General features: G+C 48.7%; 9 protein-coding genes and 1 pseudogene. 8 read left to right on the top strand and 2 right to left on the bottom strand.

All coding sequences use genetic code 11. The features are described from left to right. Positions 1–55: 55 nt before the first annotated feature. The gene (locus ABYP73_RS00460; protein WP_372946084.1) at positions 56–598 is read left to right on the top strand and encodes a porin family protein; all 543 of its coding nucleotides are present in this window, start codon (positions 56–58) and stop codon (positions 596–598) included. 58 nt (positions 599–656) lie between these two features. On the opposite strand, the gene ABYP73_RS00455 is transcribed toward ABYP73_RS00460, so the two are convergent. Then, positions 657–1,457, bottom strand: a complete 801-nt coding sequence (locus ABYP73_RS00455) for a DUF481 domain-containing protein (protein WP_372973140.1) — start codon at positions 1,455–1,457, stop codon at positions 657–659. Positions 1,458–1,676: 219 nt separating this feature from the next. Between ABYP73_RS00455 and ABYP73_RS00450 the strand changes: the two genes are divergently transcribed. The 7 genes from ABYP73_RS00450 to ABYP73_RS00420 all read left to right on the top strand — a co-directional run bounded on the left by ABYP73_RS00450 (position 1,677) and on the right by ABYP73_RS00420 (position 13,624). Further along, positions 1,677–4,808, top strand: coding sequence for a WD40/YVTN/BNR-like repeat-containing protein (locus tag ABYP73_RS00450; protein ID WP_372973139.1), 3,132 nt, complete (start codon positions 1,677–1,679; stop codon positions 4,806–4,808). An 86-nt stretch (positions 4,809–4,894) separates the two neighbouring features. Continuing rightward, positions 4,895–8,023 carry a glycosyl hydrolase gene (locus tag ABYP73_RS00445; protein WP_372973138.1) on the top strand — a complete coding sequence of 1,043 codons (3,129 nt, stop codon included), beginning with the start codon at positions 4,895–4,897 and terminating at the stop codon, positions 8,021–8,023. A gap of 5 nt (positions 8,024–8,028) precedes the next feature. Beyond that, complete coding sequence (locus ABYP73_RS00440; RefSeq protein ID WP_372946194.1) at positions 8,029–8,577, top strand: CopD family protein; 549 nt, start codon at positions 8,029–8,031, stop codon at positions 8,575–8,577. Between the two features lie 140 nt (positions 8,578–8,717). Continuing rightward, a complete protein-coding gene (locus ABYP73_RS00435) occupies positions 8,718–10,136 on the top strand; it encodes a PAS domain-containing sensor histidine kinase (RefSeq protein WP_372973154.1) in 1,419 nt (472 codons plus the stop codon). A 2-nt stretch (positions 10,137–10,138) separates the two neighbouring features. Beyond that, positions 10,139–10,921, top strand: a complete 783-nt coding sequence (locus ABYP73_RS00430; protein WP_372944883.1) for an enoyl-CoA hydratase/isomerase family protein — start codon at positions 10,139–10,141, stop codon at positions 10,919–10,921. Positions 10,922–10,945: 24 nt separating this feature from the next. After that, positions 10,946–12,496, top strand: coding sequence for a hypothetical protein (locus tag ABYP73_RS00425; RefSeq protein ID WP_372973137.1), 1,551 nt, complete (start codon positions 10,946–10,948; stop codon positions 12,494–12,496). 57 nt (positions 12,497–12,553) lie between these two features. Continuing rightward, the gene (locus tag ABYP73_RS00420; RefSeq protein ID WP_372973136.1) at positions 12,554–13,624 is read left to right on the top strand and encodes a PA0069 family radical SAM protein; all 1,071 of its coding nucleotides are present in this window, start codon (positions 12,554–12,556) and stop codon (positions 13,622–13,624) included. Here the strand turns inward: ABYP73_RS00420 and ABYP73_RS00415 are convergent. Further along, a pseudogene (locus ABYP73_RS00415) lies at positions 13,616–14,165 on the bottom strand (gfo/Idh/MocA family oxidoreductase); the annotation flags it as partial. The gene ABYP73_RS00420 and the pseudogene ABYP73_RS00415 overlap by 9 nt on opposite strands.

Genomic DNA, 14,165 nt, shown 5'->3' with positions numbered 1-14,165 from the left:
TCTATGAATAAATGTTCTATTTTTACTATGGAATAAACAAAACCCAATAGAAACTATGAAAAAAACGCTTATTCTTTTAGTTGCCTTAGTAGCCTATGGAACCAACGCCAGTGCACAAAGTGTCACTTTCGGTGTGAAAGCGGGAGCTAACTTCTCTAACCTCAAGGTGATATTCGATGGTGAAGGCGCTTCCCCTGACGGTGCTACAAGCCTGTATGTCGGTGGTCTTGTCGATGTAGGGATCACAGACAAGGTTCACTTCCAGCCCGAACTGTTGTATTCCATTGAAGGAGCCGAGGACGCCGAGGTAAGTTTTGTAAACGTGCCCCTGATGTTGAAATACTACCTAGTGGAAGGTTTTAATATCCAGGCAGGACCACAAATAGGTATTCTGGCAGATGCAGAAGACGGAACAGATGGGTTAAAAGGAACCAACTTCGGGCTGAACTTCGGTGCGGCTTTTGAAGTGATTGGCGGTTTCTTTGCCGATGCCCGCTATAACCTGGGAGTTGCCAATATCGCAGAAGAAGAGCCCGGTTTCGAAGACGTGAAATTGAGAACTAAAGGCTTCCAGTTAGGAATCGGTTACAGATTTTAGTGCGAAGCGTCAAGAAGTGATAAACAGGAGTTTCAACTCCTGTTTTTTTTTGTTCAGGTTAGAATGAGAGGTTCAAACCTACGCTCACATCGTGGAATAAAGTACTGATGGGCACCACCGGACTTGGGTCATAGATGTTTTGGTATAACAGAGATAAACCAATATTCCGGGTGAAACTGTAAGTGATCTCCGAACTGCTCGCCAGGCGGTAATTTGAAAAAAAATCACCTAATGCCGGTTGATAGTAACCGCTGATATCGACCCTGAACTGTTCATTGAGCTTTCTCTTGTAGTTGACGTACGTATTAGCTCTTATTTTTTCTACTTCAATCGGTTTTGGATCTGCTGGGATTAAAGCAGGGTCGGCGGTCCCGGAATAGGTCCACCTTTCAAATTCGTAAGAAGGGCCCAGACCTGCAAACAATCCTTCCTGTGCACTGATAACAATAGGAATCCTCGCGTTGGCACCCAAACTGTATTTTATGCGCAATCCCCGTATCTGTTGCCAGAGAAGAAGGCCATAGGATTCCAGCGAAATGACCTTCTGGACGGGACTTCTATGCTCCAGGTAAACGAACCCGCCAGACAAAATATCCTCATCCCCAAATCGGGAATACTCCAGTTTGTTTGCAATGGTGAAGGCCTGTCGATTTATCCGAAAGGTTATGTCTGCAGTATTCTCTACTTCGAAAAACTTTTGCTTGACATTCCGGTATCTGAAACTCGGAATAAATGAACCCTTGATGGTCTTCGTTGAATCCAGAATCACATTGAAGTTTTCGGTATGGAGCACCTGACACCTTGAAATTCCGGGAAAACCGAGAGACAACATCAAACAGATGACGAACAGATATTTCATGTTGACTGTATTAGTAGTTTGAATAAAGGTATACAAATAGTACAGATGGAAATCCATCTCCTGCAACTCCTGTTCAAATTATTTAAGAGTCGATGTGAATAAGCGTACCTCCTTGATCAAAAGCACAAATGCCATATCGTTTACCAATAGAAATTTCACGTTTTTCCTTTACGCCTTTTTTGGTACATTTAGCGATTACGAACTCGAACACTAACAAAAATGAAGCTTAACTTTCGTCTACTTTTACTTTTCGTTTCTTTACTATTTATCGTGATTTCGGTAAACGCCCAAAGGCGTTCAAAAACACAGATCTCTGATCCCTACCCCGAGTCTTTGTATTCCAGCCTGGAGTACCGGCTGGTAGGCCCATTTCGCGGGGGTAGATCAGCAGCCGTGACAGGGGTACCCGGTCAGCCCAACCTGTTTTATTTCGGAGCTACAGGGGGTGGTGTCTGGAAAACCACAGATGGAGGAAGGACATGGGAAAATATCTCTGACGGCTTCTTCGGAGGCAGCATAGGTGCCGTTGAGGTGGCCAAAAGCGATCCCAATGTAATCTACGTTGGGGGAGGTGAAAAAACCCTCAGGGGGAATGTCTCCTCCGGATATGGCGTCTGGAAATCTGTAGATGCTGGAAAGACCTGGCGTTCTGTAGGCCTGGAGAAGAGTCGGCACGTTCCCCGGATCCGCATCCACCCCGACAACCCGGACATCGTCTATGCCGCCGTTCTCGGAGATATCTATAAGCCTTCACAAGACAGGGGGGTATACAAAAGCACGGATGGAGGCACTACATGGAAAAAGATCCTGTACGCCAATGAACAGGCGGGTGCGGTAGACCTTATTCTGGATCCCACAAACCCAAGGATCTTATATGCTTCAACATGGCGCGCACAGCGAACCCCGTACAGCCTTAGCAGCGGAGGGGAAGGTTCAGCCCTCTGGAAGAGTACTGACAGCGGGGAGACCTGGACAGAGATTTCGAGCAATGAAGGTTTCCCTAAGGATACTTTGGGGATCATAGGTGTTGCCGTATCCCCGGTAAATCCTGACAGAATATGGGCCATTGTAGAAAACAAGGATAAGGGTGGTTTGTACCGGTCGGAAGACGGGGGGAAGAAGTGGAGTCAGGTGAATTCTGAACGTAAACTCAGGCAAAGGGCCTGGTATTATACCCGGGTCTACGCCGATACTGAGGATGAAGACATGGTATATGTCCTGAATGTGCGTTATCACAGGTCGACCGACGGAGGGAAGACCTTCGAAACCTTCAATGCCCCGCATGGGGACCACCACGACCTTTGGATCGCCCCGGAAAATCCAAAAAGGATGATCATTGGAGACGATGGAGGCGCACAGATCTCCTATGACGGCGGACTCACCTGGAGTACCTATTACAACCAGCCCACTGCGCAGTTCTACCGGGTGACCACAGATAACGCTTTTCCCTACAGGATCTATGCAGCCCAGCAGGATAACTCTACCATTCGCATCAAACACCGAAGTGATGGCAGGACCATAGGAGATGATGACTGGGAATCCACAGCAGGGGGTGAATCTGCTCACCTGGCTATTGACCCTACCGACAATGATATTGTTTACGGAGGTAGCTATGGGGGCTTTCTGACCCGTGTCAACCACAAATCGAATACCAGGAGAGGCATCAACGTCTGGCCGGATAATCCCATGGGATACGGAGCAGAGGGGATGAAATATCGTTTTCAATGGAATTTTCCCATCATCTTCAGCAAACACGACCCAAAGAAATTATACACCTTTTCCAACCACGTCCACCTGAGCACAGATGAGGGACAAAGCTGGAAACTCCTCAGCGGGGATCTCACGCGAAACGATCCGGATAAACTGGTCTCCAGCGGTGGACCTATCACCCAGGACAATACAGGGGTGGAATATTACTGCACCATTTTTGCCGCCAATGAGAGTCCGCTTAAGGAAGGCCTCTTGTGGGTTGGGAGCGATGATGGCCTTATCCACATCTCTAGAGACGGGGGCGAGAATTGGGAAAATGTGACCCCTTCAAACATGCCCGAATGGTCCATGGTAAACAGCATTGAACCTTCGGCATTTGAAGAAGGCACCTGTTATGTGGCCGCAACGAGATACAAACTGGGAGACTTTCAGCCATACCTCTACAAGACCACCGATTACGGAAAAACCTGGCAAAAGATCACTTCCGGAATAGACAATGAACATTTTACAAGGGTGGTTAGGGAAGATCCCAAAAGGAAAGGGTTGCTGTATGCCGGTACGGAAACGGGCATGTATATATCTTTCAATGACGGCAGAAGCTGGAAGCCCTTCCAGCTGAACCTGCCCATTGTTCCCATCACAGACCTTGCCGTAAAGGAGAACAACCTCGTGGTGGCCACCCAGGGCAGGAGTTTGTGGATCATCGATGACCTGACGGTCCTGCACCAGCTCGATGAAGGGGCTTCCGGTGAAGCGGCGATCCTCTTTAAGCCCAAGGATGCATACAGGACCAAAGGAGGAACAACCAGGACGCCTTCTAAAACAGAAGGGCAGAACCACCCGAATGGGGTGGTCACACATTTCTACCTCAAGGAGTTCAAAGAGAAGGACAGTGTGGCCCTCACCTATACTACTATGGCCGGAGATACCCTTGCCACTTACAGTTCCCATGCAAAGGAGAACGACAGGAAACTAAAGGTGAAATCCGGGGGGAATACCCATGTATGGGATACCCGGGGTAAGGGGGCCCAGGACTTCGAAGGCATGATCCTGTGGTGGGCCAATCTCGACGGACCAAAAGCTGTTCCGGGGACATACCGGGTACACCTCACGGTCAATGGCCAGACCCAATCTAAGCCATTCACCATCCTGCCTGATCCAAGGGCTGAGGTCACGGTTGCCCAAATGCAGCAGCAATACGATTTTATCTCAGACATCAACAGTACCGTAGACAGGGCTCATGGGTCCATCAAAAAGATCCGGAAGATCAAGGAACAACTCGATTCCTTTACGACCCAGTATAAGGGTAATGAGGCCACCAGAGAACTGGTGGATAAAGCGATAGCGATGAAGGCAGACCTGGAGGCTGTGGAAAAAGCATTGTACCAGACTCAGAACAGGAGTGGGCAGGATCCCCTGAATTTTCCGATCAAACTGACCAACAAGCTGGCTCATTTGAACAGCCTGGTTTCCATCGATGACTTCCATCCGACAACCCAGGATATCATGGTGAAAAATGAACTCACCGCTGAGATCGAGAAACAGCTGTCCCAGTTCGACAAGGTGGTCACAGAGGAGATCCGATCGTTCAATGAATCTTTCAACATTCTCAAACTGAATTATCTATTTGTAGAAGAATAGCATTTCGATCCGATAAGGCCCACGATTAAAACGTGGGCCTTTCGGTATTCCTGAGATAAAATATCGCATCATTTATAACATCCCATATGAGATCAATCAAGATTTTCCTCCTGTTCTGTGCCCTCAGTGGCAGTGCATTCGCCCAAACGGCAGAAACGTATTTCAAGCCTTTGAAATATCGAAATATCGGTCCATTCCGCGGGGGACGCTCCGTGTCTGCAACAGGGGTAGTGGGAGACCCATTGACCTATTACATGGGGACTACCGGAGGCGGTCTTTGGAAGACCACAGATGCTGGAGTAAGCTGGAAAAACATTTCTGACGGCTTTTTCGAGATGGGCTCTGTAGGGGCTGTGGCTGTTTCCGCATCAAATCCCAATATCGTGTATTGCGGGATGGGGGAACACGCCGTCAGGGGAGTTATGACCTCATACGGGGACGGGATGTACAAATCGACTGATGCTGGGCGGACCTGGAAAAAGATCGGCCTCGAGAAGACACAACATATTGCACGCATCCTTATCCACCCCACCGATCCTGACATCGTTTACGTGGCCGCCCAGGGGGCATTATACGGTCCAACAAAAGATAGGGGGATCTACAAGAGTACCGATGGAGGGGCTACCTGGAGGCAGGTCCTGTTCGTGAATGACCTCACCGGGTGTAATGAACTCTCTATGGTCTGGTCTACCCCAGAGGTGATGTACGCGAGTATGTGGCACCACCAGAGAACGCCGGACAAGGTGATAAGCGGGGGTGAAGGCAGTGGCTTGTATAAATCGACAGACGGAGGGGAAAGCTGGGAAAAGATCCACAACGGGCTACCTGAGGAAAAAGGCAAAATGGCCATTGCGGTCAGCCAGGCGAATCCTCAGAAAGTATTTGCGCTCATCGAAAGTGATTCCAATAAGGACCTGGGCGGACTCTTTGTTTCACGCGATGCCGGGGCATCCTGGAAGATGATTAGCGGGGATAACAGGCTGGTACAGCGGGCCTGGTATTATATTGAAGTATTCCCCGATCCAAATAATGAGCAGGTGGTCTATGTCATGAGTGCTCAGGCATTGAGGTCCATAGATGGTGGCAAAACCTGGGAAGAAATCGAAGGGAAACACGGAGACTACCACGACCTCTGGATCAACCCATCGGATTCCAGGAATATGATCATCGCAGACGATGGGGGCGCGGCCATCACCTTTGATTACGGCAAGAGCTGGTCTTCTTTAGACCATATGCCCACGGCCCAAATTTACAGGGTCAATGCAGACAGGCTCTTTCCCTACAACCTCTACGGAGGGCAGCAGGACAATACTTCGGTCAGAATCGCACACCTTGCCCTGTCGGCAGGAAACATCCGTGAAAGGGACTGGTCTTACTCTGCGGGAGGGGAAAGTGCCTTTCTCGCCTTCGATCCGGACAATCCCAGATATGTGATGGGAGGAAGTTACCTTGGATACATAGACTTGCTCGACAATGAGACTGGAGGAAGCACCAAAGTAATGGCCGCACCCATCCAATACCTCGGTAGGGCAGCCCGGGATATGAAATACCTGTTTAACTGGAATGCACCCATTATACGTTCTCAGCACGAGGCCAACACCTTCTTTCACTGTGCCCAGCTCGTACTCAGGACCCGGGATATGGGGGTTACCTGGGAGGAAATATCCCCAGACCTCACACGGAACATAGACGAAAAACAAGGAAAAGGTGGCGGGCCATACACCGTAGAAGCCGTGGGAGCTGAAAACTACGGGACAATCGCGTACATGGCAGAATCTCCTCACCAAAAGGGGGTGTACTGGACAGGGAGCGATGACGGCCTGGTTTACCTGAGCCGGGATGGTGGAGAGAATTGGGAGAATGTCACGCCCAAAGGCCTGAAGGAATGCCTGATCAATGCTATAGAAGTGTCGCCCCATAACCCCGGAACAGCTTATATTGCTACGACCCGTTATAAGTTCAATGACCATGCTCCGGCTCTTTTCAGGACGGATAATTACGGGAAGTCATGGACAAACATAAGTAGTGGGATTCCTTATGGTTCTTTCACCCGTGTGGTCAGGGAAGATAAATCCCGCAAAGGACTATTGTATGCAGGGACCGAAAAAGGCATCTATGTTTCCTGGAACAATGGCACTTCATGGGAGCCCTTGCAGCTAAACCTGCCAAAAGCACCTGTGACGGACCTAATGGTGCATCAGGGGGATCTGCTGGTGGCTACTTCAGGGCGGTCTTTCTGGATTTTAGACGACCTGGGTGCTCTCAGCCAGTACGAGGCAGAAAAGCCTGGATTCAGGATCTTACGCCCTGAGGATGCCCTGAATGCCTCCTGGAGCAGCCCTCTGAACGGAGATGCAAAAGATTTTGATGGGACTCACCCCCTTTATGGTGTAAACCCGGCCAACGGAATGGTAATCTATTATGAGTTGGCTGATCCCGACGACCAGATGCCGCTTACCATGGAGATCAGAAATGCACAGGGCAGGCTTATACGTACCTTTACTTCGGAGAAAGACACTACTTATCAGGAACATAACGGAGGGGGACCGCCCCCTAAGCCTGTATTGCCAAAAGAAAAGGGGCTGAACAGGTTTGTATGGGACCTTAACCACCCGATCCTGGAGGGTATACCCAGGGTGTATATGGAAGCAGGGTTTACCGGTCACAGGGCTTCTCCGGGGAGTTATGAAATTCGTCTGAGTATGGGGAATGCTACTACCGTCACAAAAGGGAATATTCTGCCTACTCCAGGTTTTGGGGTCACGTCCGAAGAGTATGCTGAATACGACAGGTTCATGACTGCCATGGAGACAGAACTCAATGCGATGCACCGGATGGTGAACCGACTTTTCAGGGTCCAGGCCCAGTTGCGCAACCTTTTGTCGGACATGGAAGATGGCTCGCTCAGGGAATCGGGAAAACAGCTGCTGGCAGAGCTCGTGGCGTGGGATGAGGACATGATCCAGAGGAAATCCCAGGCCTATGACGATGTGGAGAACTTTCCCAATAAATTTACGGCAGAGTACATCTTCCTGATCAACATGACCAACAGCGAGATCCCCAGGGTCAACCAGGGATCAAGGGATAGGAAAGAAGAACTGGATGCCCAGTGGATACGTTTGAGAGAAAGGGCAGAGCAGATCATCGAAAAATCTATTCCTGCCTATAACAAGGAGTTATGGGATAGCGGGATAGGAGCTATTCAAGTGAATTAAAGCAAATGGAATATTACAACTATATCAAATCACTTCACCTGATCTTTGTCGTCACCTGGTTCGCAGGGCTGTTCTATATCCCCAGGCTGTTTGTATATCACATTGAAGCCACTGAGAAGCCCGAACCGGACAGGGCTATCCTTACCTATCAACTGAAGCTGATGACGAAAAGGCTGTGGTATATCATCACCTGGCCATCGGCAATTTTGTGTACCCTCTTTGCCATATGGTTGCTGCTTCTGATGCCTTCCTGGCTCAGCCAGCCATGGATGCATGTTAAATTGCTTTTTGTCGTCCTGTTGATCGTCTATCACCTCAAGACCCATCAAATGTATCTGCAGCTACAGAGGGATGAAATCCGTTATTCATCCCATTTTATGAGGATATGGAATGAAGGGGCCACCATCGTCTTGTTTGCCGTGACCTTTTTAGTCGTTCTCAAGAGCGCATTCGACTGGATCTTCGGAGTAGCGGGTATTATTGTCCTTGGAGTGCTGCTGATGCTTGGCATCCGCCTGTATAAACGGATCCAGGAAAAGAACCCGGAAGCCTGAAGGAGCTGTTTTAAAAGAAAGGAGGATGAGAAGGGATCCAGCACGGGCGGCATACTTTGGACCGATTATTGCTATCTTTAAGGTCAAATTAAGGCGTCTTGTTCAAGAAGTTCTCCCTCAGGTCCAGGATATTTGTTACCATGATCTTACTGGTGTTGATCGCTTCGGTGCTGATCGCCGGGGTGACTATCTATCAATACCGTGAGCAGTCCAGAGACTACCACCAGGAACGCCTGGAAAGAAAGGAGGAACAGGTAAAGCAAAGCATCTCCTACACCTTGCAGGCAACGACCTATCCGGTCATTACCGAAAATCTGGGATTGATTTTCAAAGATGAGATCTACCGTATCGCGGATGTACAAAACGTGAATTTCAATATCTACGACCTCGAGGGGCAACTCATCAAGAGCTCCAGACCCAAATTCTACAATGATTCCATTTCGGAATGCCTGAGCGCAGAAGTCCTGAATGCGCTAAAGGAAAGCCCCGATAAAAGGTTGGTTGAGGACAATCTGGCAGCGGGAAATAAATTCCAGGCCTCTTATACCTACATTACGGACCCGAAGTTCAAGCCCATCGGCATCCTGAACCTGCCTTATTACGAAGACAATTCCTTTAATAGCATGGAGTTGAGGGAATTCCTTTTCCGCCTTGGGGGGGTTTACCTGCTCATGTTCTTCATTGCTATCGTGCTCGCCTATTTTATTTCCAAATACATCACCAGATCCCTGGCGACCATTTCGGAAAAATTACACCAGACGAACATCGCCAAACGAAATGAAAAGATCTTTGTCAAGAATCCGAGTGAAGAGATCGTCAAGCTGATCGACTCATACAACAGCATGATAGACCAGTTAGAGCAAAGTGCGGTAAAGCTGGCCAGGAGCGAAAGGGAGCAGGCCTGGAGGGAGATGGCGAAACAGGTGGCGCACGAGATCAAGAATCCGCTTACTCCCATGCGACTCTCGGTTCAGAGTTTTCAGCGGAAATTTAATCCGGCAGATCCGGACGCGAGCAAAAAGATCGAAGAGTTCTCCCATACGCTTATTCAGCAGATCGATATGATGAGCAGTATTGCGGCGGCATTTTCGAATTTTGCCGAGATGCCCGCCCAGCAGAATGAGACCCTGAATGTGGTCAAGACCGTAAAACTGGCCCTCGACATCTTTAACGAGAATTACATCCATTTTATCTCTGAGGAAGAGGAAATAATTGCGAAATTAGACCGTACCCAATTGATCCGGGTCGTCACCAACCTGGTGAAAAATGCGATACAGGCGGTGCCTGATGTCCCTTCACCCAGGATCCTGGTGTCTGTAGTCTCGGAAGGTGACTATGTAAAGATCTCGGTGGCCGACAATGGCATCGGCATCCCGGATGATGTGAAGGAAAAGGTCTTTGAACCCAAGTTCACGACCAAGTCGAGCGGTATGGGGCTTGGACTGGGGATGGTTAAGACCATCGTAGAGACCTATAAGGGAACTATTTCCCTGACTTCCCAGCCGGGTAAAGGCACGGTGTTTACTGTTCTGCTCCCAAAAGCAAATAAAACCCCATAATTATGGAATACAATAACATCCTTGTTTCAATAGAAGACGACCTGGCGATCGTGACGATCAACAGGCCTAAAAAACTCAATGCCCTCAATACGGCCACCATCAAAGAACTACACCTGGCCTTTAAAGCACTGCAGAAGAACAATAAAGTACGGGTGATCATCCTTACCGGGTCGGGGGAAAAGGCTTTCGTGGCCGGAGCCGATATCTCAGAGTTCGCCCATTTTGATACAAAGCAGGGAGGACAGTTGGCGGCCCAGGGACAGGAGTTGCTTTTTGATTTTGTCGAAAACCTTCATAAACCCGTGATTGCCGCCATCAATGGATTTGCCCTGGGGGGAGGACTGGAACTGGCCATGTCCTGCCACTTCAGGATCGCAAGCCATAACGCCAGGATGGGACTGCCCGAGGTTTCCCTGGGGGTCATCCCCGGATATGGGGGAACACAGCGGTTGCCTCAGCTCGTAGGCAAGGGCCGAGCGATGGAAATGATCATGACAGGGGGTATGATTGATGTGGAAAGAGCCATAGAATTTGGCCTTGTCAATCACATCACTTCCTCTGAGGAACTGCTAGATTTCTGCAAGAACATCGCGAAAAAGATCGCAAAAAATTCACCAGCGGCTATCAGTCAGGCAATAAAAGCCGTAAATGCAGGTTTTAAAAATGATGTTCACGGCTTTGAAGTAGAGATCAATGCCTTTGGACAATGCTTTGGCACCGACGATTTCAAAGAGGGTACCACGGCATTCCTTGAAAAGAGAAAAGCTTCTTTTCAGGGGTCCTGAAGACATCATCTTTAATTCTCTCGTATGCTAAAAAAGATCCTGCTTTTCGGGCTGCTATGTCTTGGAATCCTTGGGAGGGCACAGGAATACCCTATAGATTATACCTTCGGAGAAAGATATAACGATCGGTATAAATATTCCAATCTCCTGGCCATAGAAGATGATGGCAAAGGGGGCAGCATCCTCGTAAGAGCCTATTACACCGGACTTATCCTGAAACCCAAGGGGTATCTCATCGAACATTATGACGAGAACCTGCAGTTGATCTCCGAGTATAATTACAAACTTAAAGACGGGGAATTCGTCGATGGTTATTTCAGGAACGGACAGCTTTACCTCCTCTTCCTGGATTACAATATAGAGGCAGAGGCCTATGAATATTGGGTACACAGAAGTCCGATAGAACCCTTTTCTTTTACCAGCGAAAAGCTTCTGTCCTTTGTTTCGGCCCCTGTCAGACAGCCCCTGGATAAGAATTATTACAACAGGAATTTCAATTCGGGTTTCACCACCACGGTCTTATTTCCCGAGAACAGGAATTCATTTATCATCAGTACCCATTACAAAAAAGGGAAGAACAACAGGCATGAGATTTATCTCTTTTCCTCCAACCTGAAACAGGTGATGTACCAGGACTTTTCCTCAGAAATTGAGGAGAAGAACTACGCTTTTGAACGTGTGGAAGTTTCCAATGATCTGAGCCGGGTGTTTATCATTGGGAAAGCCTACTTCAAAAAAAGAAGGTTTACGGCCCTGGAACGAAAATTCCAGTACGAACTCATACGCCTGACCCCTTCTGGGATCACAAACCTCACCTTCGATTCTGAAGGGAAATATTCGGAATCCCTGACCCCGCTTTTCAATCAGGGCAACCTGATCTGTGTCGGATTCTACGCAGACCGAAAGGACAATCGATACAACGGCCTGGCCTATTTCAGGGTAGATCCGTCATCGATGGAGATCGAGGTGAAAAAGTACAATCCCTTTACGGAACAATTCATGTACGATAAATTCGGGCAGGAATACGACAAGGAAATACAGAACCTGGTTTTTAAAAGCGCCGTTGTCACTCCGGATAACCATATCCTTTTCAATGCAGAGGAATATTTTGTCACCCAGAGTGTTCAGGCCAACTCCAGTGGAGGAAGGATACGGGTAGAGAGATATCACCACAATGACATCGTGAGCGCCAAACTCGACCCGGACGGAAATACGGTATGGGCGAGGAATATCAATAAATCTGAAGTGACGCAGGGAGACGGGGCATACACATCTTATAGTGCCCTGACAAGGAATGGGAAAACCTATTTCTTTATCAGCACAGCTGCTGATAACCCCCAGGTGCTGAACAAGGAACGTATCATCTTTAAACAGGGACTGAGCCGAAACAGGAATGTCTTTGTCATACAGCTGGATGAGCTGGGACAAATGAGCTACGAAAAGATCATTGATTCCAAAGATGCACGCCTTCCCCTGATGGTATCCAGTCCCCTGATAGACGCCCCTGAAGGAAAAATACTATTCTACGCCAAGAGGGGTACCAAAAAACAGCTGGTAAACGTCGCCATCCATTAAGAATACAGTTCTTCATGTTTTGGAAAATATCCATATATTTGGATATAATCCATTGTTATGAAAAAGGATTACCTCAAAGGCAGGGGTGCTCAGCACAATTCACATAACAAATTCGAAAAACTTCATTCGGAGTGGAGGGATGATTTCCTGGAATATTGCCTGAAACAAGGGGAATTGGCAGACACCAATAAAACGACCTACATCCCTGTGTTTCCCAAGTCTATTGTAAACAAGGTGACCAGTCCGGATGTGGGCATGTCCTATTCCATGAATCCCTATCAGGGATGCGAACACGGGTGCATCTACTGCTATGCCCGAAATACCCATGAATTCTGGGGGTACAGTGCAGGGCTGGATTTTGAACGAAAAATACTCATCAAGGAAAACGCCCCTGACCTCCTGGAAGTAAAATTGAAAAGCCGTTCCTGGAAGGCGGAGACCATTGTGCTTTCCGGGAATACGGATTGTTATCAGCCGGCAGAGAAGAAATACAGGATCACAAGGGCCTGCCTGGAACTATTTCTCAAATACCGGCACCCGGTGGGGATCATCACTAAAAATGCCCTGGTGTTGAGAGACCTGGACCTGATGAAGGAGCTAAACGCCCATGGTTTGATAGGGGTCAACATATCCGTCACCTCCCTGAGGGAAGAGACGAGGCGCCTGCTTGAGCCCAGGACGGCAACCATAGGAAGGCGGCTGAATACTATTAAAGTGCTTTCAGAAAACGGTATCCCGGTAAACGCCATGCTGGCCCCGCTTATCCCGGGGATCAACAGCAATGAACTGATGGCCCTCGCCAAAACGGTCTCTGATCACGGCGCCCTTTCCTTTGCCTTTACCGTAGTTCGCCTCAATGGCGCCATCGGGATACTTTTCACGGACTGGATCAGGAAAACCATGCCGGACAGGGCCGACAAGGTTTTGAGCCAGATTGAGAGCTGCCACGGGGGTCAGTTGTCAGACAGCAGATTCGGGATAAGGAACAAGGGCGAGGGCCCGCTGGCAGTTCATCTGCACCAGGTGGCCCGCATCGCCAAACAGAAGTATTTTAAGGGGAGGAAATTTCCCAAACTCAACACGGAGCTACATCAGAGCTATAAACAGGGACAGCTGAGGTTATTTTAATTCCCAGCCTTTTCTGTAATATCCTTTTACCCATTCATTAGCTTTTTCCCAGTTGGTCACCCGCATAGCTTCCCCGTCCCACATCAATTTCTTTCTTCCTGGTCTTATGATGGAAGGCCTGCGACCCGGTTCTTCCGGAGGTACTATTTCCTTGTATTGAAATCCTTTTATCGCGAGGTTACCCATTAATACGGCTTCGGTAAGCGGACCTGAACGTTCAAAGGCGGAGGAGGTTTCCTTGCCTTCCAGACAACCTTCCACCCAGTTTCTCTGGTGTCCTCCTGTACTGCCTTCCACCCTCGGCAATGTTGGGGCCGGGGGAGAAAACAGGCCCATCATTTCAGAAGGCAGCAGTCGCGCATTCCGGGAATACACGTCACAGACCAAAATGCCTTTTGTGCCGTAGAAAACCGTACCTCCTCCGGTATCCCCAATGGTCTCACCGTCTTTAAGTTCGTCCGGAAGGTCGGGCATGATACCCCCATCGTACCAGTTGAGGTCGATGTTGCCGTGCTGTTCGGTGTTGAATTTAAGTCGGACT

This window comes from Muriicola sp., from assembly GCF_041567615.1.
GTDB lineage: Bacteria > Bacteroidota > Bacteroidia > Flavobacteriales > Flavobacteriaceae > Muriicola.
The sequence above is the reverse complement of the archived record's forward strand: the minus strand, read 5'-3'. Positions and strand labels throughout refer to the sequence as shown.

What these genes read in the sequence shown, in the direction of transcription:
- ABYP73_RS00460 (WP_372946084.1), top strand. Translation starts at nt 56, where the DNA reads ATGAAAAAAACGCTTATTCTTTTAGTTGCCTTAGTAGCCTATGGAACC.
- ABYP73_RS00455 (WP_372973140.1), bottom strand. Translation starts at nt 1,457, where the DNA reads ATGAAATATCTGTTCGTCATCTGTTTGATGTTGTCTCTCGGTTTTCCC.
- ABYP73_RS00450 (WP_372973139.1), top strand. Translation starts at nt 1,677, where the DNA reads ATGAAGCTTAACTTTCGTCTACTTTTACTTTTCGTTTCTTTACTATTT.
- ABYP73_RS00445 (WP_372973138.1), top strand. Translation starts at nt 4,895, where the DNA reads ATGAGATCAATCAAGATTTTCCTCCTGTTCTGTGCCCTCAGTGGCAGT.
- ABYP73_RS00440 (WP_372946194.1), top strand. Translation starts at nt 8,029, where the DNA reads ATGGAATATTACAACTATATCAAATCACTTCACCTGATCTTTGTCGTC.
- ABYP73_RS00435 (WP_372973154.1), top strand. Translation starts at nt 8,718, where the DNA reads ATGATCTTACTGGTGTTGATCGCTTCGGTGCTGATCGCCGGGGTGACT.
- ABYP73_RS00430 (WP_372944883.1), top strand. Translation starts at nt 10,139, where the DNA reads ATGGAATACAATAACATCCTTGTTTCAATAGAAGACGACCTGGCGATC.
- ABYP73_RS00425 (WP_372973137.1), top strand. Translation starts at nt 10,946, where the DNA reads ATGCTAAAAAAGATCCTGCTTTTCGGGCTGCTATGTCTTGGAATCCTT.
- ABYP73_RS00420 (WP_372973136.1), top strand. Translation starts at nt 12,554, where the DNA reads ATGAAAAAGGATTACCTCAAAGGCAGGGGTGCTCAGCACAATTCACAT.